General features: G+C 71.4%; 20 protein-coding genes, 2 tRNA genes and 1 pseudogene. 12 read left to right on the top strand and 11 right to left on the bottom strand.

Annotation, left to right across the window (positions count from 1 at the left end; genetic code table 11):
* Positions 1-98: 98 nt before the first annotated feature.
* Positions 99-175: transfer RNA gene (locus tag ABZY12_RS19600), tRNA-Thr, on the top strand.
* A 68-nt stretch (positions 176-243) separates the two neighbouring features.
* On the opposite strand, the gene ABZY12_RS19605 is transcribed toward ABZY12_RS19600, so the two are convergent.
* A complete protein-coding gene (locus ABZY12_RS19605; RefSeq protein ID WP_356891947.1) occupies positions 244-744 on the bottom strand; it encodes a tyrosine-type recombinase/integrase in 501 nt (166 codons plus the stop codon).
* Between the two features lie 864 nt (positions 745-1,608).
* On the opposite strand from ABZY12_RS19605, the gene ABZY12_RS19610 reads away from it, so the two are divergent.
* From ABZY12_RS19610 to ABZY12_RS19620, 3 genes are all read left to right on the top strand, one after another.
* Positions 1,609-2,373, top strand: coding sequence for a hypothetical protein (locus ABZY12_RS19610; RefSeq protein ID WP_356891899.1), 765 nt, complete (start codon positions 1,609-1,611; stop codon positions 2,371-2,373).
* A 454-nt stretch (positions 2,374-2,827) separates the two neighbouring features.
* Positions 2,828-2,907: transfer RNA gene (locus tag ABZY12_RS19615), tRNA-Thr, on the top strand.
* Positions 2,908-3,111: 204 nt separating this feature from the next.
* Positions 3,112-3,399 (top strand): DUF3303 family protein, encoded by a 288-nt coding sequence (locus ABZY12_RS19620; RefSeq protein WP_356891901.1) that lies wholly within the window; start codon positions 3,112-3,114, stop codon positions 3,397-3,399.
* Positions 3,400-3,654: 255 nt separating this feature from the next.
* On the opposite strand, the gene ABZY12_RS19625 is transcribed toward ABZY12_RS19620, so the two are convergent.
* Positions 3,655-5,046, bottom strand: coding sequence for an FAD-dependent oxidoreductase (locus ABZY12_RS19625; protein WP_356891903.1), 1,392 nt, complete (start codon positions 5,044-5,046; stop codon positions 3,655-3,657).
* A 198-nt stretch (positions 5,047-5,244) separates the two neighbouring features.
* On the opposite strand from ABZY12_RS19625, the gene ABZY12_RS19630 reads away from it, so the two are divergent.
* Both ABZY12_RS19630 and ABZY12_RS19635 read left to right on the top strand, forming a co-directional pair.
* Positions 5,245-6,141, top strand: a complete 897-nt coding sequence (locus ABZY12_RS19630; protein WP_356891949.1) for an aminoglycoside phosphotransferase family protein — start codon at positions 5,245-5,247, stop codon at positions 6,139-6,141.
* A gap of 18 nt (positions 6,142-6,159) precedes the next feature.
* Positions 6,160-6,630 (top strand): GNAT family N-acetyltransferase, encoded by a 471-nt coding sequence (locus tag ABZY12_RS19635; protein ID WP_356891905.1) that lies wholly within the window; start codon positions 6,160-6,162, stop codon positions 6,628-6,630.
* A 58-nt stretch (positions 6,631-6,688) separates the two neighbouring features.
* Here the strand turns inward: ABZY12_RS19635 and ABZY12_RS19640 are convergent, their stop codons facing one another.
* Positions 6,689-7,714, bottom strand: a complete 1,026-nt coding sequence (locus tag ABZY12_RS19640; protein ID WP_356891907.1) for a zinc-binding dehydrogenase — start codon at positions 7,712-7,714, stop codon at positions 6,689-6,691.
* A gap of 80 nt (positions 7,715-7,794) precedes the next feature.
* On the bottom strand, positions 7,795-8,970 hold the full coding sequence (locus ABZY12_RS19645) for an NAD(P)-binding protein (RefSeq protein ID WP_356891909.1): 1,176 nt from the start codon (positions 8,968-8,970) through the stop codon (positions 7,795-7,797).
* Positions 8,971-9,078: 108 nt separating this feature from the next.
* Between ABZY12_RS19645 and ABZY12_RS19650 the strand changes: the two are divergent.
* Positions 9,079-9,749, top strand: a pseudogene (locus tag ABZY12_RS19650) (pentapeptide repeat-containing protein).
* A 98-nt stretch (positions 9,750-9,847) separates the two neighbouring features.
* On the opposite strand, the gene ABZY12_RS19655 reads toward ABZY12_RS19650, so the two are convergent.
* The 4 genes from ABZY12_RS19655 to ABZY12_RS19670 form a co-directional block, all read right to left on the bottom strand.
* A complete protein-coding gene (locus ABZY12_RS19655) occupies positions 9,848-10,348 on the bottom strand; it encodes a hypothetical protein (RefSeq protein WP_356891911.1) in 501 nt (166 codons plus the stop codon).
* A 178-nt stretch (positions 10,349-10,526) separates the two neighbouring features.
* Entirely contained in the window at positions 10,527-11,858 is a 1,332-nt protein-coding gene (locus tag ABZY12_RS19660) for an FAD-dependent monooxygenase (RefSeq protein ID WP_356891913.1), read from the bottom strand.
* 64 nt (positions 11,859-11,922) lie between these two features.
* Entirely contained in the window at positions 11,923-12,552 is a 630-nt protein-coding gene (locus tag ABZY12_RS19665) for a response regulator transcription factor (protein WP_356891915.1), read from the bottom strand.
* Positions 12,549-13,757 carry a sensor histidine kinase gene (locus ABZY12_RS19670; RefSeq protein WP_356891951.1) on the bottom strand — a complete coding sequence of 403 codons (1,209 nt, stop codon included), beginning with the start codon at positions 13,755-13,757 and terminating at the stop codon, positions 12,549-12,551. Before ABZY12_RS19670 ends, ABZY12_RS19665 begins: the two co-directional genes overlap by 4 nt.
* Positions 13,758-13,916: 159 nt before the next feature.
* Between ABZY12_RS19670 and ABZY12_RS19675 the strand changes: the two genes are divergently transcribed.
* A complete protein-coding gene (locus tag ABZY12_RS19675) occupies positions 13,917-14,456 on the top strand; it encodes a heme-binding protein (protein ID WP_356891917.1) in 540 nt (179 codons plus the stop codon).
* Between the two features lie 171 nt (positions 14,457-14,627).
* Positions 14,628-15,986: a M1 family metallopeptidase gene (locus ABZY12_RS19680; protein WP_356891953.1), complete on the top strand. Its 1,359-nt coding sequence runs from the start codon at positions 14,628-14,630 to the stop codon at positions 15,984-15,986.
* A gap of 10 nt (positions 15,987-15,996) precedes the next feature.
* Here the strand turns inward: ABZY12_RS19680 and ABZY12_RS19685 are convergent, their stop codons facing one another.
* Positions 15,997-16,506 (bottom strand): GNAT family N-acetyltransferase, encoded by a 510-nt coding sequence (locus ABZY12_RS19685; protein ID WP_356891919.1) that lies wholly within the window; start codon positions 16,504-16,506, stop codon positions 15,997-15,999.
* Between the two features lie 67 nt (positions 16,507-16,573).
* On the bottom strand, positions 16,574-17,149 hold the full coding sequence (locus tag ABZY12_RS19690; protein ID WP_356891921.1) for a TerD family protein: 576 nt from the start codon (positions 17,147-17,149) through the stop codon (positions 16,574-16,576).
* Positions 17,150-17,302: 153 nt separating this feature from the next.
* On the opposite strand from ABZY12_RS19690, the gene arfB reads away from it, so the two are divergent.
* A complete protein-coding gene (gene arfB, locus ABZY12_RS19695; RefSeq protein WP_356891923.1) occupies positions 17,303-17,740 on the top strand; it encodes an alternative ribosome rescue aminoacyl-tRNA hydrolase ArfB in 438 nt (145 codons plus the stop codon).
* Between the two features lie 81 nt (positions 17,741-17,821).
* Here the strand turns inward: arfB and ABZY12_RS19700 are convergent, their stop codons facing one another.
* Positions 17,822-18,295 (bottom strand): flavin reductase family protein, encoded by a 474-nt coding sequence (locus ABZY12_RS19700; protein ID WP_356891955.1) that lies wholly within the window; start codon positions 18,293-18,295, stop codon positions 17,822-17,824.
* A 388-nt stretch (positions 18,296-18,683) separates the two neighbouring features.
* Between ABZY12_RS19700 and cdgB the strand changes: the two genes are divergently transcribed.
* Together cdgB and ABZY12_RS19710 are read left to right on the top strand one after the other, a co-directional pair.
* Positions 18,684-20,366, top strand: a complete 1,683-nt coding sequence (cdgB, locus tag ABZY12_RS19705; protein ID WP_356891925.1) for a diguanylate cyclase CdgB — start codon at positions 18,684-18,686, stop codon at positions 20,364-20,366.
* A gap of 132 nt (positions 20,367-20,498) precedes the next feature.
* Complete coding sequence (locus tag ABZY12_RS19710; protein WP_356891927.1) at positions 20,499-21,458, top strand: CBM35 domain-containing protein; 960 nt, start codon at positions 20,499-20,501, stop codon at positions 21,456-21,458.
* Positions 21,459-21,516: the final 58 nt, after the last annotated feature.

Below are 21,516 nucleotides of genomic sequence, written 5' to 3' on the forward strand. Positions count from 1 at the left end.
CGGCTGACGCTACCCGGCGGCGGCGGATCTGTCAGCAGTCCAGGGGCGGTGATATTTCCGACCGGGGTGGGTGGGTCGTTGGTTACACTGCACTCGCTGCCTCCTTAGCTCAGCTGGCCAGAGCACCGCTCTTGTAAAGCGGGGGTCGTCGGTTCGAACCCGACAGGGGGCTCCACGCAAAGGGCCAGCGCAGGGGGACGTTTCCCCGGCGCCGGCCCTTTCGCATGATCACGGCCGTGCCACCTACGTGCCAGAAGGCGGCGGATCGCTGTCCTTCCGGGCCTGGCGGATCATCTCTCCGAGCTTCCCCGCGATGTGCTGATCACGGTCGCTCGTCATGTGCTGGTAGATCAGGGCGGCCCGGGTGGTGCTGTGCCCCATCCGCGTCATGAGCTCGCGCGTACTGGCCCCCGCGCTGGAGGCCAGGGTGTTCCCGGTGTGACGGAGATCGTGGAAGTGCACGTCCCCGGAGATGCCGGCCTTGGTGCGGGCGGTCGTCCAGTCGTCCCGGAAGTTGCTGCGGCGCAGGAGCCCGCCGCGGGGGCCCTGGAAGAGGTGACCGTCCTGTCCGGCACCGGCGAAGTGCTCCAGGCGGTGAGCGAGCTCGGGGACGAGTTCGGCCGGGAAGGCGACCGGGCGGACACCGGCGGCGGACTTCGGAGCTTTGTCGGCCAGCGTGCTGTTCTGCGTGTCTCCTCGGGGAAGTCCGAGGCCAGATCGAGAACTCGTGCGCGGTCGGCGGATGCAACGAGCGTGGGGTCTTTAAGGTCCCCGATCCAGTCAGCCAGTGTTTCGATGGCGAGTCCATGCTCACCAGCCCTGAGGAAGTCGAGCACGTGGCCACGCAGCGGCTCCGAGCCGGGCCCCATCAGGGACGCGAGGAGGTCCCGTACGCGCTTCTCCCAAGCAGCATGTGATCGCACCATCCCGGCATCCTGCACGCGTGCCCCTTGCGTGCCCGATCAGTGGGGAAGCAGAGGGTAGCCACGGGGAACGATGGTCAGTGCACCCGCTCCGCCGCAGGTCAGTGAACGTGCAGGTCAGCCGGAATCCGCATCCGGGATCTTCCAAACTAGACCCCAGGCCAAGGCGCCTGGGCACGGCGTGGTCGGATAGCGGTCCACAGGATTCCAGTCGCTCCAGGAGAGGTGGCCTGTCGGTGGTCGAAAGGCGGCGGCGCGACTGGCGAGCCCGCGCCGGGTGGCTGTTCGTAGCCCTGTGGTGCGGGGGAGAAGCCGCTTTCTCGGATGGGGGATGGCGGCGAATTCTCTACGCCACCGCTCTGCTCTTCATGCTGATCGCTTCCGCTGCGCACGCGGTTCGCCTTCTCCGGGAGCGGCGGATGGCGGGTGACATCCCGCAGCTGACGCGACGCAGTCGCGGCTCTTCGCGGACAACCCGCCAACGGAGTCGATGAGCCGACCTAGCGGGCCGTGAGCTGTACAGCAGCGCAGTACCGCAACCCAGCAACCGACCCCGTTCGGTAGCGTCCCTCCCGGGCCCCATAGCGGCCGGAATGGCCGCCACTGACCGCTCCGGCGAGAGCTACGGAACAGAAGGCACAGGGCCGACGGCTCGTACTCGTCGGCCCTGCGCCATACTCGCGGCGTGCCCCTCCCCCAGGAGACAGTCGAGCCGATAGACCCCGCAGAGGTGCTGTCCAGAACAGCATGGAGCACTCTGGAGCATGCCTACGGAACGGCTCAGGACGTACCGCAGATGCTGCAAGGTCTCATGGACACCGATCTGCGCGTGAGGTCAGAGTCATTGAGCCGTCTGCATCACGTGGTGCACCACCAGAACACCCTGTACACCGCCACGGCGCCGGCTGCCATGTACGTGGCGGGCATCCTCGGCGATGCCCGAACCCTCGAAGCCGTCGAGAAGGGGTCCAACGGCTTCTCTGGACCGATGCGCGCCGAGTTGCTGGGGTGGCTTGACTCCGTCGCCGATGCAGCAGACGACGAGGCCGCGGCCACCAGTCGGCGTTTCGGGTTCCCGCCCGAGGAGTACCCGCCGTTCGTCGCGATCTGCCGGATTCGGCCGCAGCTCTTCCACGCCGTCTCCGCGTTCCTCGATGATCCCGACACTGACGTACGCGCAGCGGCTCTCTCCGCCTGTATCCCGCTGCTCGACGACCCTCTTCTCATTCACCTGCGAGACGCCCTGGCCCCCATGCTGCGCGACGTCTTGGCTACGAGTGAGGCATGGAAGTACCAGGAGAGGGCGATCGATGCGCTGGCAACCTGGGGCCATGACACCACCGGGTTGGAGGTCCTGCAGGAGCGATATGCCTTCTGTGACGCCGAATCCCAGCCTCAGCCTTGGGGTGTCGAGTCGCAGGACGGCTACGACACCGCTCCCCCCTTCTGAAGGCTTCCCGCCCGCCACCACTTCCGCTGGGCTCCGTCTCAGTTTCCGTCTCGTTCGGCACTGTCCGGGGTAGTTCATGGAGGGCCGAGAGCCGTGACACCGCCAGCAGCCGAACGTGAGTGGACACTGACGAATGCATGGGCCCCTGAAGAGCGCCAACAGACTTGGAAAGCGTGCGCGCGGCCGGCGCTGACAGGGCACTCTTGGCCATCGGCGGAGCCTGACCGTCGGTTGGGTCCCGGGCTTGCATCGGGCCGCCCCCGGACAAAGTCAGGGATGCAGCTGCACTACAGAGCTGAACACCTCGGAAGCCGACCACGCGCAGGTGGACGCTATCCCGAGGCCCTGACAGACCGCGGGGAAGACCGTGCCACATCCGTGCCAGATCGTGCGGGAAGCCTCGGAGAATGAGGGGCGTTGTCGGGCTCCGGGGTGACGGTCAGCTCTCGCAGTGTTTGTGCAGGTCAGGCATGGCCCTGCCTTCCCTCTCTTGTAAAGCGGGGGGCGTCGGTTCGAACCCGACAGGGGGCTCCAGGCGGAAGGCCCCGGACCGATCATGGTCCGGGGCCTTTGGTGTTTGAAGGGGGCGATACGCGGCCGCGCCCCAACCCGGTGTCACGTAGAGCGTATGAAATGTTGCGGACCGTGATCGAGGGGGGTGAAGCTGAGCGGGATGCACCGGATCCCAGTGAGCGCGGACGGAACCGCGCAGGTCGCGGTGCGCGAGGAGAGCGTGCGATGCGGATGATGATGAAGGCCCGCATGGACACCCAGATGTCGAATCAGGTGACGAAGGGCGGAGCGATGCCCCAGTCGCTGAAGTCGACCATCGAGCGGCTGAAGCCGGAGGCCGCCTACTTCACTCCTGAGGGCGGACGCTCCATGATTCTCGTGTTCGACATGAAGGACAGCTCGCAGCTGCCCGCCATCGCGGATCCGTTCTTCCAGGAGATGGGCGCGGAAGTCACCTTCGAGCCCGTCATGAACCTCGACGATTTGCAGAAGGGCCTTGCTGCCCTGAAGTAGCCGAACTGACCTCAGCGATCGCCCCTCGTTGTTCGCATCGAGGGGCAGCCTGACATCCCCGGCGGCCGACTGCGGGCTCGGGAGCCTCATACGGCGCTCGTGTCGGATCACGTGACGCGCAGCAGCTCGGCGGGGCCACGGCTGAGGCAGCCCGCCACCGCCGGATCACCGACGAGGTTCGTCTCCCTCGCGTGCCCGGCCCGGGACCGCGGTGTGATCTGGTGGGCGGCGGTCTGTAGGGCGAGGGCAGGGCCGTCAGCGGCCCGAGAGGCGGTTGGCGAGGGTGGCGAGGGGGGCCGTCGTCGGTGTGTGGGTGGTGGATTCGCGGTGGTCGGCCGTGCGGTAGGCCGCGTACATCGTCTGGACGCCGAGCCAGCGGAAGGGCTCCGGCTCCCACTTGCGGACCTTGTGGTTGACCCAGGGGAGCGCCGTCAGGTCGGTGGGCCCCGACTGGCCCGAGTCCTGCTGGATGAGGTCGCGGAGGGTGCGGGCCGCGAGGTTGGTGGTGGCGACGCCCGATCCGACGTAACCGCCCGCCCAGCCGAGGCCGGTGGAGCGGTCGAGCGTGACCGTGGCGCACCAGTCGCGGGGGACGCCGAGGACGCCGGACCAGGCGTGGGCGATGCCGAGGCCGGCGAGGGACGGGAAGAAGCGGATGAGGATCTCGCGGAGGGCTTCGACGGTCTGGGGCTGGGTGCGTCCGTCGTTGTCGGTGCGGGAGGCGTAGCGGTAGGGGACCCCGCGGCCGCCGAGGGCGATGCGGCCGTCGGCGGTGCGCTGCGCGTACATGTAGGCGTGGGCCATGTCGCCGAGGGTTTCGAGGCCGTTCCAGCCGACGGTCTCCCACTGGGCGTCGGTGAGGGGCTCCGTGGCGATCATGGAGGAGTTCATGGGGAGCCAGGTGCGCCGCTGCCCGGTGAGGGAGGCGGTGAAGCCTTCCGTGCAGCGCAGGACGTACGGGGCGCGGACGGTGCCGTACGGCGTGATGGCGTGCTTGGGCTTGATCTCGGTGACCGGCGTGGACTCGTGGATGGTGACGCCGAGGGCTTCGACGGCCGCGGCGAGGCCCTTGACGAGTTTCACCGGGTGCAGGCGGGCGCCGTGCGGAGTCCAGGTCGAGCCGACGGCGCCGGTGACGCGGACGCGGTCGGCGGTCTCGCGGGCGCCGAACAGTTCGCGGTCCTTCTCGCCGAAGGCGATCTCGACGGCGTGGAAGTCCTTGAGGCGGGCGAGCTGGGCGGGGGAGGTCGCGACCTCGAGGACGCCGCCCTGGTGGATGTCGGCGTCGATGCCTTCCTCGGCGGCGACGCGGATGACCTCGGTGACCGTGTCGTTCATCGCCTGCTGGAGGCGGACGGCCGCGTCGTGGCCGTGGAGCCTGGCGTACCGGTCGCGGCCGGCGATGCCGTTGTAGAGCCAGCCGCCGTTGCGTCCGGAGGCGCCGTAGCCGCAGAACTTGGCCTCGAGGACGGTGATGTTGAGGAAGGGGACGGCCTTCTTGAGGTAGTAGGCGGTCCACAGGCCGGTGTAGCCGCCGCCGACGATGCAGACGTCGGCCGTGGCGTCCCCGGGCAGAGGTTCGCGGGGGGCGGGGGTGCCTTCCTGCGCGTACCAGAATGAAATGCCGCCGTTGACCGTGCTGCTCATGGTGCCCTTCTCCCTGGGGTGTGGGCGGGAGGTTACTGGAGCCGTCGCCCTTGTGGATACGGGCGTTCCGGCGCGAGGGCGAGAGCCGGCGGCGGCCGTCCCGTTCCAGGACCTGCCGGGGGCGCCCCGGACGACGCGGCCGCTTATTCGCGTGTGCCGAAGAACGCCGGTGCCTAGCATCGCCGTGTGCCTTTCCATTTGATCCATGTGCCGGAGGAACTCGCGGAGTCCCAGGCGCGGTTCAACGGCGACGCCGGGCGCGCGTTCGTCGCCGCGCTGCCCGAGCGGGCCGCGCACTATCTGGACCGCTGGGGGCTGCGGCCGACCGGGCCGTCGATGTACGGAGTGGCGTCGCTGGTCCTGCCGGTGACGCGGACTGCCGACGGTGCGCGGGCCGCGCTCAAGATGCAACTCCTGGACGAGGAGAGCGCGGGGGAGGCGGTCGCGCTGCGGGCGTGGGGCGGGGCCGGGGCCGTCCGTCTCCTCGAAGACGATCCGGAGACGGGAACGCTGCTTCTGGAGCGGCTGGACGAGAGCCGGCATCTGTCGACGGTGGAGAACACGCGGGAGGCGACGCGGATCCTGACGGACGTGCTCGCCCGCCTCGTGGCGGTGCCCGCGCCGGAGGGGGTGCGCGGGCTGGGCGACATCGCGGCGCGGATGCTGGAGGGCGTGCCGGAGGCGGTGGCACGGCTCGGGGCGGCGGACGCGCGGCTGCTGCGGGACTGTGCGTCGGCGGTACGGGAGGTCGTGGGCGAGCCGGGGGACCGACTGCTCCACTGGGATCTGCATGTCGACAACATCCTGGCGGCCGACCGGGAGCCGTGGCTGGCGATCGACCCGAAGCCGCTGGCCGGGGACCCGGGATTCGATCTGCTGCCGGCGCTGACGAGCGCCTTCGATCCGGATCCGGCGGAGACGCTGTGGCGTTTCGACCTGATGACGGAGGTGCTGGGGCTCGATCGGGGGCGGGCGGCGGCCTGGACGCTGGGGCGGGTGCTGCAGAACGGGCTGTGGGACGTGGAGGACGGGGAGCCGGCGCTGGACGAGGAACAGGTGTCCATCGCCCGGACACTACTGGCACGCACGCGGTGACCCGTGCAGGCTGAGCGCATGATTCGTACTGCCACTCCTGCCGATGTCCCCGTCATCCACGCGATGGTCCGTGAGCTCGCCGAGTACGAGAAGGCGCTCGACGAGGCCCGCGCGAGCGAGGTCCAACTGCGCGAGGCGCTGTTCGGTGAGCGCCCCGCCGCGTTCGCGCACATCGCCGAGACGGACGAGGGCGAGGTGGCCGGCTTCGCGCTGTGGTTCCTGAACTTCTCGACGTGGCGCGGGGTGCACGGGATCTATCTGGAGGATCTGTACGTGCGGCCGTCGCTGCGGGGTGGCGGGTACGGGAAGGCGCTGCTGCGGGAGCTGGCGCGGATCTGTGTGGAGCGTGGGTACGAGCGCCTGGAGTGGTCGGTCCTGGACTGGAACACCCCGTCGATCAACTTCTACAAGTCGCTGGGCGCGAAGCCGCAGGACGAGTGGACGGTGTACCGGCTGACCGACGAGGCGCTCGCGTCGCTGGGGGCGTAAGCGGGCACTGCGGTTCGGGGGCTCGGGCGGTTCTCCCGTTCAGGGGCTCCGCACGGCTTTACGGGATCAGGACCACCTTGCCCACCGTGCCGCGGGTTTCCAGTGCCCGGTGGGCGGTGGACGCCTCGGCGAGGGGGAAGGGGTGGACGGCCGGGCGGAGGTGGCCAGCGGTGGCGGCGGCGAGCGAGGCGAGTTCGAGGTTGCGGATGTCGCCGCCGGCCTTCTGGATCATGACCGGGCCGAGGACGCTCTCGGAGGTGATGCCCCGGGCGGCGAGCTCCTCCTCGGTGAAGGTGAGGGGTTCGCCGTCGTGGGGGCCCTTGCCGGACCAGCCGAAGACGAGGTGCTGTCCGCCCTTGCCGAGGAGGTCGACGGCGGCGCGGCCGGTGTCTCCTCCGACGGAGTCGAAGACGACGGTGGCCATGGGGGTCCCCCCGGACGGAGTCCGGGGGAGGCGGCCGAGGAAGGCGCGGACCTCGTCGGGCCAGTGGGGGAGCGTGTAGTCGACGGCCAGGTCCGCGCCGTTGTCCTGGACGAGGGCGACCTTCTCGGGGCCGCCGGCGAGGCCGATGACGGTGGCGCCGGCGTTCTTCGCGTACTGGACGAGGAGCGTGCCGATGCCGCCGGCGGCCGCCGGGACGACGGCGACCGAGTCGGGACCGAGCTCGGTGAACTGGAGGATGCCGAGGGTGGTGCGGCCGGTGCCGATCATGGCGACGGCTTCGGTGTCGCCGAGGGTGTCGGGGAGCTCGTGGAGCCTGGCGGCGTCGACGACGGCGAGTTCGGCGTAGCCGCCGGGGGCGAGGCCGAGGTGGGCGACGACCCGCTTGCCGAGCCAGGCCGGGTCGGTGCCCTCGCCGAGCGCGTCCACGGTGCCGGCGACCTCGCGGCCGGGGATCGTGGGGAGTTCGGCGGGGGCGGGGAACGGGCCCGACTGCCCCCTGCGCAGGGCGGTGTCGAGGAGGTGGACGCCGGCCGCGGTGACCGCGACGCGCACCTGGCCGGGGCCCGGGACGGGGTCGGGGATCTCCTCGTACGTCAGGTTCTCGGCGGGGCCGAAGGCGTGGAGGCGGATGGCGTGCATGGCGGGCTCCCCGGGTCGCGTGGTCGTACGGCGCCTGATCGTTTCGGCGCGTGATCGTTCGGTGAGCCCAGCTTTCAACCTCAAGCGCGCTTGAGGTCAAGGCGGGTGGCGCGCAGAGCCAGCGACACCGCTTCGACGGCGCTGGTGAAGGAGACCTCCGAGAGCACACCGGGCGCCGCGACCTGGTCGCCGACGAGGTAGACGCCGTCGCCGCGGTCGATCGCCGGGCGGTCGCGCCAGGTGGTGCCGGGGCGGTCGACCGCCCCCGTACGGCCGTTGGAGACGGCTTCGCGGCGCCAGACCGTACGGTCGCGCCAGCCGGGGAATCCGAGGTCGAGGAGGCGTTCGGCGTGGGCGACGCCGTCGGCCTTGGACCGGTCGGGGCCGATGGGCAGCTGGGCCTGGATCAGCTGTTCGCCGGCCGAGGCGAGGGACGGGTCCTGTGCGCTGAAGCGTTCGATCCAGCCGGGGGCGTCCAGGTCGGAGATGACGAACGGGTCTCCCGTGCGGCGGCGCAGCGCCAGGTCGAAGAGGACCGTGCGGCCGCTCTCCCAGGTCAGGCCGGGGTCGCCGAGGAGGCGGGCGGCCGCGGCGAGGGAGGTGGCGACGATGACCGGCCCGTCGGCGAGCGGCAGCGCGTCGAGGCGGGAGGAGGTCTCGATCCGTACGCCCAGGTCCCAGGCCCGGGCGGCCATCCGGTCGATCAGCTCTCCCCACCCACCGCGGATGTAGTGGGCCTCGGGAGGCAGTGCGGCGGCCCGGTGGAGCCGTTCCTGGACGAAGCGGGCGGAGAGCGAGCCCGGGTCGTGGTGGTAGAGGGCGACACCGGAGTACGCGGCGGCGTCGCGGGCGGCCCGGGGGCCGGCGACCCGGGTGGCCCAGGTGAGGAAGTCGAGGTCGACGGGGGCCTGTTCGGCCGTACGGAGGGTGTGGCGCAGGAAGCCGAGGGGCGGGGTGCGGCGCAGGGCGCCGTCGCGGTGGAAGCGGAACCGGGCGGCCTCCAGCGGCGGGAGGGGCGCGAGCGGGCCGAGGAGTCCGCGCTGCTTGAGCCAGGTCCAGTGGGGGCCGCCGTTGTAGAGGGCGTGGGGTCCCTCGTTGGTGCGGTACGGGCCATCGGCGGTCCGGGCGCGGCCGCCGAGGGTGTCGTGGGCCTCGTGGAGGGTGACCTTGGTCCCGGCCTCGGCGGCGGTGAGGGCCGCGGTGAGTCCGGCGAATCCGCCGCCGACGACGGTGATGTGCTGCCTGTTCCGCTGCATGTGACGCTCCCTGTCCCTGTCCCTGGGTCGGTCTCATGGAGGGGACGGACGCGGGGGTGTGGGTTGTGACATCGGGGCGTTGTCAGTGGCGCACGTCACTATGGGGGCATGGCGACACGGAACGGCAAGAAGGCGGTGGCCGCCGTGCGGCGGGCGGAGGTGCGGCTGCCGCCGCTGACGGCGTACGAAGGGGGCTCGAGCCGGACGGGGACTATGACGGCCTCGAGTTCACCGGCCTCGATCTGGCGGGGCAGGAGGGGGCGGGCGCGCGGTTCATGGACTGCGCGTTGCGGGAGTGCGCGCTGGACGAGACGCGGCTGACGTCGGCGCGGGTGCTGGACTGTGTCCTGAGCGGGATACGGGGTGTGGGGACGGACCTGGCGGGGGCGTCGCTGCGGGACGTGGAGGTGCTGGACGCGCGGCTCGGGGGGACGCAGCTGCACGGGGCGGTGCTGGAAAGGGTCGTGGTGCGGGGCGGGAAGATCGACTATCTGAATCTGCGGATGGCGAAGCTGAAGGACGTCGTCTTCGAAGGCTGCGTGCTGAGCGAGCCGGACTTCGGCGGCGCGCGGCTGGAGAGGGTGGAGTTCCGCGACTGCGTGCTGAAGGGGGCGGACTTCGGCGGGGCCCGGATGAAGGACGTGGACCTGCGGACGGTCGAGCGGCTGGAGATCGCGCGCGGGGTGGACGCCTTGTCGGGCGCGGTGATCAGTACGGGCCAGCTGCTGGACCTGGCGCCGGTGTTCGCTGCCCAGTTGGGGGTGCGCGTGGAGGACTAGGGGGTGGCGGCGTCAGGGGAGGCGGGGGAAGCGGGCCTGGAGGTCCCAGATCGCGGGCCCAGTTGGGGGTGCGCGTGGAGGACTAGGGGGTGCCGGCGTCAGGGGAGGCGGGGGAAGCGGGCCTGGAGGTCCCAGATCGCGGGGTTGTCGCCGAGGCCCTCGTGCATGTCGGTGAGGTCGGCGATCAGGTCGTGCAGGAAGTCACGGGCCTCGCGGCGCAGCTCGCGGTGGTTGAAGGTGAGCGGGGGCTCGTCGCCGGGCATCCAGTCGGCCTCGACGTCCACCCAGCCGAAGCGGCGCTCGAAGAGCATGCGGTCGGAGGACTCGGTGAAGTCGAGCTCGGCGTACTGGGGACGCGCGGACCGGTTGCCGCGCGGGTCGCGGTCGAGCTGCTCGACGATGTCGCACAGCGCCCAGGCGAAGTCGAGCACCGGCACCCATCCCCAGGCTGTGGACAGCTCGCGGTCGGCCTTGGGGTCGGCGAGGTAGACGTCCCCGCAGAAGAGGTCGTGACGCAGGGCGTGGACGTCCGCGCGGCGGTAGTCGGTCTGCGGGGGATCGGGGAAGCGACGGGAGAGGGAGTAGCCGATGTCGAGCACGGGTCGATGGTCCCACGCCGGGGGAGGCGATGGGCCGGGCCGGGCGGCGGCCGGTGCGGGGGCGACTGCGGGCGCGGGTCGGGGGGTGGGTCTGCCGGCGCCGTCAGGCGTTCGTGCGAGGCCGGGGAGGCGACGGGCCGGGCCGGGGTCGGGCGTGGGCCCGGGTGCCCTTGTGCCGTCAGGCGCCCGTACGGGTACGCGTAGGGGTTCGGGTGCCGGTCCTCGCGTGGACGGTCCTGGCGTGGACGGTGCGGGCGAGGCGGGGGCCCAGCCAGCGCTTGAGGCGGCGCAGCGCTTCCAGTTGCCCGGCCGCCTTGTCGATCCGGTAGTAGAGCTGGGGCGGGATGTGCGGCAGCAGAGGAGAGTGCCGCTGGCCGAGGAGGGCGAACATCCGGGCCGGTTCCAGGTGCATGTAGCGGGGGAGGTTCTCGTACCAGCGAGCGCTGTAGCGGGCCGCGCTCTGGGCCGACAGAAGCTCCGCGCGCCGCCGCCGGCCGTAACGGCTCAGCGCCCCGTCGAGGTCCCGGCCGGCCCCGGCCGCCCCGGCCTGGCCCCCAGGCTCGCGCGGATCGCGCAGGGCGTCCGGATCGCGCCGGGCCTCCAGGTCGCGCAGGGCGTCCGCGAGGGCGAGGGCGTCCTCCAGGGCCAGGGTGGTGCCCGCGCCGATGGAGTAGTGGGTGGTGTGGGCGGCGTCGCCGAGGAGGACCACGTTGCCCCGGTGCCAGGTGCGGTTGGTCAGGGTGCGGAAGTGCAGCCACCGCGCGGCATCGTCTGCCTGCGACCGGCCGATCAGCGGATGGCCGTCGAGGAGGTCGTGGAAGAACTTCTCCAGCAGGTTCAGGCTGTCGGCCTCGCCCCGCGTGTCGAGGCCGAGGCCGGCCCATGTCTCCGGGGAGCATTCGACGACACACGTGGACTGTTCACCGCTGAATCCGTAGGCGTAGCACCAGATCCAGCCGTGCTCGGTCTCCTTGAAGGCGAAGCTGAAGGAGTCGAAGACCTTGGTGGTGCCGAGCCAGATGTACGGGTTGCGGCCGGTGGTCACCTCCGCGCCGAAGTGGTCGCTGTGGGCCTCGCGCAGCACGCTGTTGACCCCGTCGGCGGCGACGATCAGGTCGGCGCCGGCGAGTTCTGGGGCGTCCTCGCCGGTGATGGCGTGCTCGAACTCGACCCGTACGCCCAGGGCTTCGGCCCGCTCGGCGAGGAGGGCGAGCATCCGGCGGCGGCCGATGCCGAAACCCTCGTCGCCGCGGTGGACGGTCCGCTCGTCGCGGACGATGGCGACGCCGTCGGTCCAGCGCACGGACGCCTCGCTGATGGCGTCGGCGGACTCGGGGTCGCCGGCCCGGAGCTTGTCGAGGAGCCCGGCCCAGTAGGTGACGCCCCAGCCGTAGGTGGAGCCGGCGGGGTTGCGTTCATAGACGGTGATGTCGTGGGACGGGTCCTGTCGCTTCATCAGGATCGAGAAGTACAGGCCGGCGGGCCCGCCGCCGACGCAGGCGATCTTCACGCGCCCTCCCGTTGTCTCACACCGTGTGATGGAACGGTAGCGAAGCGTAGCAGGAGGGGGAGGCTCAGGGCAGAAGGCGCTGTTCCTTGGCCACGGCCACGGCGCCCGCCCTCGTGTCGACGCCGAGCTTGGCGTAGATCCGGCCGAGGTGGGTCTTCACGGTCGCCTCGCTGATGAAGAGCGCGCGGGCGATCTCACGGTTCCCCAGGCCGTGGGCGAGCTGGCCGAGGATGTCCCGCTCGCGGTCGGTGAGCGTGGGCCCGGCCGCGCCGCGCATCCGGTCCATGACGCGGCTGGCGACGGGCGGGGACAGGGTGGTGCGGCCCTGGGCGGCGGAGTGGATCGCGGCGAACAGCTCCTCGGGCCGTTCGGCCTTCAGGAGGTAGCCGGTGGCGCCCGCCTCGATGGCGCGGGTGATGTCGGCGTCCGTGTCGTACGTGGTGAGGACCAGGACGTGGACGCCGGCGCCCGACCCCGCGATCCGGCGGGTCGCCTCGACGCCGTCGATGCCCGGCCCGAGCTGAAGGTCCATCAGGACGACGTCCGGGGCCAGCTTCGCGGCCATCGCGACGGCCTCCTCGCCGCTGCCGGCCTCGCCGACGACCTCGATGTCGGGCGCGCTGCCGAGCAGGGCGAGCAGCCCGGCGCGTACGACGGCGTGGTCGTCGCACAGCAGGATCCGTACCGCCGTCATGAGGTCTCCAGAGGGGGTGCGAGGGGGATCGCGGCCGAGAGCACCGTGCCCTCGCCTGGCGTGGATTCGATGGTGAGCGTGCCGCCGAGCTGCTGGGCACGCACCCGCATGGCGGGCAGGCCGTGGCCGCGTACCCCCGGTTCCGGGGACGCCGGGGGGTCGAAGCCGCGGCCGTCGTCGGCGATGTCGAGGACGACCTGGTCGTCGAGGTAGGTCAGGGTCAGCGCCGCGGAGGTGGCGGCGGCGTGCTCGCGGACGTTGGCGAGGGCGCCCTGCGCGATGCGCAGCAGCGCCGACTGCACCCGGTCGGGCAGCGGCACCGGCACCCCGTCGACCCGGAACGCGGCGGACTCGCGGCCCGCGAGGGTGCGCAGCGCCTCCTCCAGGCCGCCGCCCTCGGCGAGGTCGGCGGGGGCGAGATCGTGGACGAAGCGGCGGGCCTCGGCGAGGTTGCGTTCGGCGATGGACTCGGCGGTACGGACGTGGCGGCGGGCGGTCGCCGGGTCGCTGTCCCAGGTGCGGTCCGCGGCCTGGAGCAGCATCTGCTGGCTGGACAGGCCCTGGGCGAGGGTGTCGTGGATCTCCATCGAGAGCCGCTGGCGCTCGGCCAGAGTGCCCTCGCGACGCTCGATCGCGGCCAGTTCGCGGCGGGTCCGGATCAGGTCGTCGATCAGCGCACGCTGCCGGTCGGCCTGGCGCTGCGCGTGCACGAAGACGGCGGTGGCGATGGCGGCGACGGCCGGCGGGGCGATGATCAGGTTCGGGTCCCAGCCGCCGTGCGAGAGCTGGACCTGGGCGGCCACGACGAAGACCGTCAGCAGCGCGACCAGGACGAGGGCGGCGCGCGGCGGGAGGGTGCGCAGACCGGTGTAGAAGAGCGGGACCGCGCACCAGGCGAAGCTCGGCGCGAGGACGACCAGCAGCACCCAGACGGCGACGACGGTGAAGAGCCAGGCGATCCGGCGGGGGGTTGCGCGGGTGCCGAGCACCGGGCCGAGGACGTAGAGGGAGGCGAGGGCGCCAGAGAGGGCGACGATCCACGGGCCGCGGTCCTCCCACGGGTGCCGCAGCAGGAAGCGGACCAGGGACGCGCCGAGCAGGAGGAAGAAGGCGACGTGCATGACCCGCGCCAGCCAGCGGGCGTCCGGGTCCTGCTCCATCACATGCCTTTCCGTACGGGTCCTGACCTGGGTGTACGTCTCCATGGTGGCCCTGGGGGACCACAGGGGCATCAACCGATCGGCTGACCCGCGTGTCATCCGTACCGCGCGGCGGAGGCAGCCGCTCCGTCGACGGTGGGGGACCGGATCCGGCCGGAGGATCGATGGCAGAGCGACTCACGCAGCCATCCCAGGGAGTTCACCATGAAGAAGATGCTCATCGGCGCCACCGCGGCCGCCGCCCTCGCCGCAGGCACCTTCGGCGCCGTCTCCGCGAACGCCTCCGCTCCGGCCGCCGCCCCCGCCGCCGCCGTCAAGGCCGACGCCTCGAACAAGAACCTCCAGCAGACCACGCACCTGACGATCGACGCCGCGACCAGGGCCGCGCAGGCCACCCTGGACGCCGCCGAGGCCGAGAACCAGCGCGTGACGGTCGCCGTCGTGGACCGCAACGGCAACACCGTCGTGACCCTCCGCGGCGACGGCGCGGGCCCGCAGTCCTACGAGTCGGCCGAGCGCAAGGCGTTCACCGCGGTCTCCTGGAACGCCCCGACCTCCGTCCTCGCCGGGCGCCTGGCCCAGGCCCCGAACCTGAAGGACATCCCCGGCACCCTGTTCCTCGGCGGCGGCGTCCCCGTCACGGCCAAGGGCGCCCCGATCGCCGGCATCGGCGTGGCCGGCGCGCCCAGCGGCGACCTGGACGAGAAGTTCGCCCGCGCCGGCGCCGAGGCGCTCGACAACTAGGTCCTGTAGGTCCTGTCCGGGACCCAGGCGTATCACCCCCGGCCCCCAACAGCCTCCCGGTGCGGGGGAGGTGGCGCCCGGGCCCCCGCCGGGCGCCACCGGATTCGTACCCCCGCCTAAGATCGTTCCGTGGAGAGACGTACCCGAGCCGCCCTGGCAGCCGCCGCGACGCTGCTGCTCCTCGTCGGCTCCGCCGGCTGCACCGGTGAGACGGGCGGGCCGGTGGACGGCACCCCCGGCGCCGCGGGGCTGCGCGATCCGTACTTCCCCAAGCTCGGCAACGGCGGCTACGACGTCCGGCACTACGCCCTCACGCTCGACTACGACCCCGCGAGCGGCCGCCTCGAAGCCACCGCCGAGATCACCTCTCGCGCCACCCAGGACCTGAGCGCCTTCAACCTCGACCTCTCCGGTCTCACCGTCGGCCGCGCCACCGTCGACGGCGCCCCGGCCGCCGTCAACCGGGCGGGCGGCGAACTGACGCTCCGGCCCCGCGAGGAGATCGGCAAGGGAAAGATCTTCCGGACGACGGTCACGTACTCCGGCGTACCGCGGAAGATCACCGACGCCGACGGGGCGGGGGAGGGCTGGCTGAGGACGAAGGACGGGGCGCTCGCGCTCGGCGAACCGGTCGGCTCCATGGCCTGGTTCCCCGGCAACCACCATCCGTCCGACAAGGCGACGTACGACATCACCCTCACCGTCCCGGCGGGACTGCGGGCCGTCTCCAACGGCACCCTGCGCAGCGAACGGACGGCCGGCGGCCGGACCACCGCCGTCTGGCACAGCGCCGAGCCGATGGCGAGCTACCTCGCCACGGTCGCGATCGGCCGGTACGAGACGAGGACCGCCACGACCCCCTCCGGCGTCGCCGTGCACACCGCCGTCGACCCCTCCGTCGCCGCCGACAGCTCCGCGCTGCTCGACCGCATCCCCGAGATCCTGGAGTGGCAGCAGGAGAACTTCGGGCCCTATCCCTTCACCTCCACCGGCGCGATCGTCGAAGCGGCCGGTGACGTCGGCTACGCCCTGGAGACCCAGACCCGGCCCGTCTTCCCGCAGGACTCCTTCGATGCCTCGACCCTCGTCCACGAGCTCGCGCACCAGTGGTACGGCAACTCCGTCTCGCCCGCGACCTGGCGGGACATGTGGCTCAACGAGAGCTTCGCGACGTACGCGGAGTGGCTGTACGCGGAGGACTTCGAGAACGTCCCGGCCCAGCGCAGCTTCGAGACGGCCTTCGCCGAGCAGGCCAACTGGGCCTTCCCGCCCGCCGAACCGCCGTCGGCGGAGAACCTGTTCGACCCGCCGGTGTACCAGCGCGGCGCGATGGTGCTGCACAAGATCCGGCAGACGGTCGGCGACGACACCTTCTACGAGATCCTGGCGGGCTGGCCCGCGAAGCACCGGCACGGCAACGCCTCCACGGAGGACTTCACCGCGTATGTGGAGGACGTGGCGGGTGAGGACCTGAGTGAGCTGTGGGACGTGTGGCTGTACGGGGACGGGAAGCCGGAGAGCCCGCGGTGACCGGACGCGGTCAGAGGCTCTTGCGCAGGACCAGGCTGGGGCGGCCGTGTTCCAGGTCCGGGCGGCGGGCGATCTCGGCGTAGCCGAGGGACGTCCAGAAGGCGAGGCCGCGCGGGTTGTTCTCCAGGACCGCGAGCTTGACGCCCGTACGGCCTTCGGCGCGGAACCGTTCCTCGACCGTGCCGGCGAGGGCGCGGCCGTGGCCCGACCGGTGGGCGCGCGCGTCGACCATCAGAAGGCCGATCCAGGGATCCGGGTCGTCGGGGTCGGGGTGGTGGTCGAGGGTGACCGCGATGCCGATCAGCCGGCCCTCGGAGCGGGCGAGGAGCACCTCGGAGCCGGGGCGGGCGAGTTCGTCGGCGAGGGCGGCGGCGACCTGCTCGGGGAGGATGCCGTCGGGGTCCGGGAAGTCGCCGGTGACCGCGTGGAAGTCGCGGTTGGAGGCGTAGAGCTCGGTCAGCTCGGTGAGAAGCGGGCCGGGCAGGGCGTGGTCGGCGGAGGCGTAGGGCTCGACGATCATGCGGAAACGGTAAGGCCCCGGCCGGAGCCGGGGCCTTGGCGTACGGCGCGCGTACGGTGCGTGTCCGTCAGAGGTTGACGCCGAAGTCGCGGGCGATGCCCTCGAGGCCGGAGGCGTAACCCTGGCCGACCGCGCGGAACTTCCACTCCGCGCCGTTGCGGTACAGCTCGCCGAAGACCATGGCGGTCTCGACGGCGGCGTCCTCGGAGAGGTCGTAGCGGGCGAGCTCGGTGCCGCCGGCCTGGTTGATGATGCGGATGTAGGCGTTGCGGACCTGGCCGAAGTTCTGCGAGCGGTTGACCGCGTCGTAGATGGAGACCGGGAAGACGATCTTGTCGACGTTCGGCGGCAGGGCCGCGAGGTTGACGTTGATCTGCTCGTCGTCGCCGCCGCCCTCGCCGGTGCGGTTGTCACCGGTGTGGACGATGGTCTGGTCCGGGGTGGACTTGTTGTTGAAGAAGACGAAGTGCGCGTCGGAGGCGACCTTGCCGGCGGCGTCCACACCGATGGCCGAGGCGTCGAGGTCGAAGTCGGTGCCGGTGGTCGTGCGGACGTCCCAGCCGAGGCCCACGGTGACGGCCGTCAGGCCCGGAGCCTCCTTGGTCAGGGAGACGTTGCCGCCCTTGGACAGGCTTACAGCCATGGGAAGTCCCTTTCGTCGTGATGTCGACTGTCGTCGTCACACGGGATAACGCGGACGGGGCCCTGCCGGTTCCATCGGGGCCGGACGGTGTGACTTCCACCGGGGAGACCGGCCGCGAAAACAGGGTGACGTGCGGGGCCCGCTCCGGGGAACATGGACGGCATGTCCGGTCCGTATGTCATCCGTGGCTCCGTCTCGCTTCCCGAGGCCGAGCTGATGTGGCGTTTCTCCAGGTCGTCCGGGCCGGGCGGGCAGCACGTCAACACGAGCGACTCCCAGGTGGAGCTCCGCTTCGACCTGGCGCGCACGGAGGTGCTGCCGGAGGTCTGGAAGGCGCGGGCGCTCGAACGGCTGGCGTCGCGTCTGGTGGGCGGGGTGCTGACGGTACGGGCGTCGGAGCACCGCTCGCAGTGGCGCAACCGCGAGACGGCGGCGGTCCGACTCGCCGCGCTCCTCTCCGAGGCGACGGCCCCACCGCCGAAGCCGCGCCGGGCGACGAAGATCCCCCGGGGTATCAACGAGCGCCGTCTGCGGGTGAAGAAGCAGCGCGCGGAGACGAAGCGCGGCCGCCAGGGCCGCGACTGGGGCTGACGGGAGCCTTTCGGCGCCCTGGTGTGCCCTTGTGGGCCTGCTCCGCTCCCCGAAGCCCTGCCCGACGTGTCGGCGGGCGCGTCAGGCCAGGTGGCGGTACTTCCCCTTGAAGTAGGTCAGCGGGGCGCCGTCGGACGAGGGGAAGGCGGCCGTCAGGACGCGGCCGATGACCAGGGTGTGGTCGCCGGCCACGACGCGGTTCTCCGTACGGCACTCCAGCGTCGCCAGCGCGCCGCCGATCAGGGGCGCGCCGCTCTCCTCGCCCCGCGTGTACGGCACGTCCTCGAAGAGGAGACGGTCGCTCACCCGGCCCTTCATCGCGAAGCGGCCCGCGACATGGCGCTGGCTCTCGGAGAGGACCGAGACGGCCCATACGGGGACCTCGGCGAGCAGGTCGTCCATCCGGGAGCCGTTGCGGAGGCTGACCAGGACCAGGGGCGGGTCGAGGGACACCGACATGAACGCGGTCGCCGTCATCCCGACGTCCTCACCGCGAGGGCCGTCGTCCGGGTCGTGCGCCGTCACCAGCACCACGCCCGCCGCCAGCCGGGACATCGCCGCCCGGAACTCGTCGTTGCTCACCCCCTCAGCATGAGGGATGGCCGGCGGAGGCGAGGTGAGGGTCTTCTGCAGCACACCTCGCACGCTAGTCGCGACCCCGTCCGCCCCGCATCGGGCCCCGGGACCAGAACGGGCACCCCCGCCGGTCCTAGGACCGGCGGGATCGAGTGTCCGTTCGTTTGCGTTCAAGAAAGAACGGGAGCGCTTTCCACCGCACCCGGCAACCCTTCAGACCCTGTTGTGACTTGAGTCACAGAGCCCAGTATTTGTTGACCCTGTGTACCGGGTGCACAGCTCGCTGTGATTCAGTGGCGGAGACAGTGCAGCAAGTAAGCCGATGAGAACCCTGGAGTTGCTGTCGAGGTCTCGGGGAGAGCGAGCGATGGAGACCGAGTCGGAGCCGTACGTCCGTCTTGCGACCCTGCGGCAGCTGCATCAGGTCGTGGCCGACCTCAATACAGCGCGCAGTCTGGCGGACACCCTGCAGACCGTCGCCGACGGCATCGTCGCCGGTCTCAACTATGAGCTGGCCTGCGTCAACCTCGTCCGCCCCGACGGAGACCTCGTCGTCGCCGCCTTCGCCGGCAGCCCCGCCGCCGAAGCCCTGATCACCGGCCGCGTCGGCTCCCGCGAATCCTGGGAACGCCGCCTCTCCATGGGCGTCGCCTGGGGTGACCTGCGGTTCATCCCGCACACCGAGGGCTGGGTCCTCATCGAGGACGACGTGCCGCAGTGGCACACCGAAGGCCCCGCCCCCCGCTTCGAGGACGAGTGGCACCCCCACGACCGCCTCTATGCCCCGATGTACTCCCCCGGCGTACGCTCCGCTCACCCGGGGGGACCCCCGGGCTCCGGCCGTGAGCTCCTCGGCGTGATCTCCGTCGACCGGCCCCGCAACGGCCGCCACCCCGGGCCCTGGGGCCGGGAAGCGCTCCAGATGTACGCCTCCCAGTCGGCGATTGCGATCAGTAACGCGCGCCTGCGAGCAAACATGCAGCGCGCCCTCGTCCGCCTCGAACGCGAGCAGCAGGCCCTGCGCGCCAGCGAGGAGTCGTTCCGGCAGGCCTTCGAGTACGCCCCCTCCGGCATGGCCATCGCCGAGATGGGCGGCGACCAGCACGGCCGGCTCCTGCGCACCAACGACGCCCTGTGCCGCCTCCTCGGCCGGCCCGCCTCCGTCATGCGCCGCTACTCCTTCGCCGACCTGGTCCACCCGGAGGACATAGGGACCCTGCTGCGCACCTCCGCTGAAGGAGGCCGCGCCGAACTGCGCCTCGGCCGCCGCGACGGCACGTATGTCTGGGTCTCGCTGCGCAACTCCGTCGTCGCCGACACCGCGGACGGCCCCCGCTTCCTCCTCACCCACGTCGAGGACATCGAGGAGCGCAAACGCCACGAGCTGCAGCTCGCCCACCGCGCCTCCCACGACGCCCTCACCGGTCTGCCCAACAGCGCCGAGCTGCGCTCCAGGCTCAGTGCCCGGATCTGCGAACGCCCGCTGGCCGCCCGCGCCGGCGAGGCGGGGGACCTCGACGCCGGTTACGACTCCCCGTACGGGCACGAGCACGGCTTCGGCTTCGACCCGGCACCCGGCGCGGCGACCGGAGGCCCGTACGACCATCACGTCCACGCCGTCGCCCCCGCCGGCGGTGAGGTCGACGACGGAACGAAGGGGCTCGCCGTTCTCTTCTGCGACCTCGACGGCTTCAAGTCGATCAACGACCGTTTCGGACATCACACCGGGGACGCCGTTCTCATCGAGGTCGCCCGCCGGCTCACCACCGGCGTACGCGACGGGGACACCGTCGCCCGGCTCGGGGGTGACGAATTCGTCGTCCTCGCCGACGGGCTCGGCGCCGCGGACGCCGCTGACCTGGCCGTTCGGCTGCGGAACGCCATCATTCCGCCGATCCGGGTCGACGGACGGGCGGTCAGGGTCGGGGCGAGCTTCGGCATCGGCTGGGCCGAGTGCGGCATGACCGTCGAAGAGGTGCTGAACTCCGCCGACCAGCGGATGTACATCGAGAAGCGCTCCCGTGCCAAGGTCCACCGACGCGCCGGATAGCCCTTTTCTTTACCCGTGAGTCACTTCCTGGTCGATCACCGGCCTGTCAAGGAACGGATCGAAGCGTTCCTCGTTCGAGGTAGGCTCGGCCGGTCGGCGACGGCTGGCGAGCATGGATAGGAGTGACCAGGGATGGCTGCCGGTAACGACGGCGCGAATACGCCCGAGGACGACGATCCGTTCGGCTACCTGTACGCGGACGGTCAGGCGGCAGGCGCACAGCCGCCCCGTCAGGGCGGTGGCTACGGCTACCCCGGCCCGGCCGCGCAGCCCGGCGTCCCCAGAACCTCGTACAACCAGGTCAGGACGGTCGGCGAGCGCCAGTACGGCGGACCCGCCCAGGCCCATGTGCCGCATCAGCAGAGCTACGGCGGCCAGCAGCAGTACGGCCAGCCGAACCCGCAGTACGCCGCGCCCGAGACCTACCCGGGCGGCGACCGGACCCGCCAGTCCCCGATGCCGCCCCAGCGCGGCCGCGGCCCCAACACCAAGGGGCTGCTGATCGGCGCGGTCGCGGTCGTCGCGGTCGTCGTGATCGGAATCACGGCCGCCGTCCTCAACAACACGGGTGACGAGAACGGCGACGGCTCGAAAGCGGGCGGCACGCCGACCGGCGGCTCCGAGCAGGTCCAGGAGAGCCCGAGCTCCCAGCCCTCCGCGGACGAGACCCCGGCCGAGCTGCCGCAGCAGGACGCGGCCACGCTCAAGCTGGGCGGTTCGGCGCTGCTCGCCAAGGACATCAAGGGCGCGGAGGGCGCGGACGGCGCCTACGTCACCGGGTTCAACGCCATCGGGTCGTCGGTGACCTGGCAGACCGAGGTGCCCGAAGCCGGCACGTACAAGATGTCCGTGCGGTACGCGATCCCGGCCAAGGACGCCAACGCCACCGTGACCGTCAACGGCAAGGCGAACACCAACCCGATGAACCTGAAGAACTTCATCGGCTCCTCGGACCCGAACCTCGAGAAGAACTGGCAGACCACCTGGTCGCAGGTGTCGCTCGAGAAGGGTCAGAACACGATCATGCTCTCCTGCGAGCAGGGGAACCAGTGTGACGTGATCTTCGACTGGGTGAAGATCAGCAACCTCTGAGCTTCCGTGCGGTACGGCTGAAGGTGTGGGCCCCGTGGAACCGGTTTCCGCGGGGCCT

Origin of the sequence: Streptomyces sp. NPDC006551 (assembly GCF_040611675.1) — a bacterium.
GTDB lineage: Bacteria > Actinomycetota > Actinomycetes > Streptomycetales > Streptomycetaceae > Streptomyces.

Excerpts from the sequence above, each read along its gene's own strand:
- ABZY12_RS19685 (WP_356891919.1), bottom strand. The coding sequence starts at position 16,506 with ATGATCGTCGAGCCCTACGCCTCCGCCGACCACGCCCTGCCCGGCCCG.
- ABZY12_RS19690 (WP_356891921.1), bottom strand. The coding sequence starts at position 17,149 with ATGGCTGTAAGCCTGTCCAAGGGCGGCAACGTCTCCCTGACCAAGGAG.
- ABZY12_RS19665 (WP_356891915.1), bottom strand. The coding sequence starts at position 12,552 with ATGACGGCGGTACGGATCCTGCTGTGCGACGACCACGCCGTCGTACGC.
- ABZY12_RS19645 (WP_356891909.1), bottom strand. The coding sequence starts at position 8,970 with ATGCAGCGGAACAGGCAGCACATCACCGTCGTCGGCGGCGGATTCGCC.
- ABZY12_RS19670 (WP_356891951.1), bottom strand. The coding sequence starts at position 13,757 with ATGGAGACGTACACCCAGGTCAGGACCCGTACGGAAAGGCATGTGATG.
- arfB (WP_356891923.1), top strand. The coding sequence starts at position 17,303 with ATGGACGGCATGTCCGGTCCGTATGTCATCCGTGGCTCCGTCTCGCTT.
- ABZY12_RS19640 (WP_356891907.1), bottom strand. The coding sequence starts at position 7,714 with ATGCACGCCATCCGCCTCCACGCCTTCGGCCCCGCCGAGAACCTGACG.
- ABZY12_RS19710 (WP_356891927.1), top strand. The coding sequence starts at position 20,499 with ATGGCTGCCGGTAACGACGGCGCGAATACGCCCGAGGACGACGATCCG.
- cdgB (WP_356891925.1), top strand. The coding sequence starts at position 18,684 with ATGGAGACCGAGTCGGAGCCGTACGTCCGTCTTGCGACCCTGCGGCAG.
- ABZY12_RS19620 (WP_356891901.1), top strand. The coding sequence starts at position 3,112 with ATGCGGATGATGATGAAGGCCCGCATGGACACCCAGATGTCGAATCAG.
- ABZY12_RS19625 (WP_356891903.1), bottom strand. The coding sequence starts at position 5,046 with ATGAGCAGCACGGTCAACGGCGGCATTTCATTCTGGTACGCGCAGGAA.
- ABZY12_RS19635 (WP_356891905.1), top strand. The coding sequence starts at position 6,160 with ATGATTCGTACTGCCACTCCTGCCGATGTCCCCGTCATCCACGCGATG.
- ABZY12_RS19700 (WP_356891955.1), bottom strand. The coding sequence starts at position 18,295 with ATGTCCCGGCTGGCGGCGGGCGTGGTGCTGGTGACGGCGCACGACCCG.
- ABZY12_RS19675 (WP_356891917.1), top strand. The coding sequence starts at position 13,917 with ATGAAGAAGATGCTCATCGGCGCCACCGCGGCCGCCGCCCTCGCCGCA.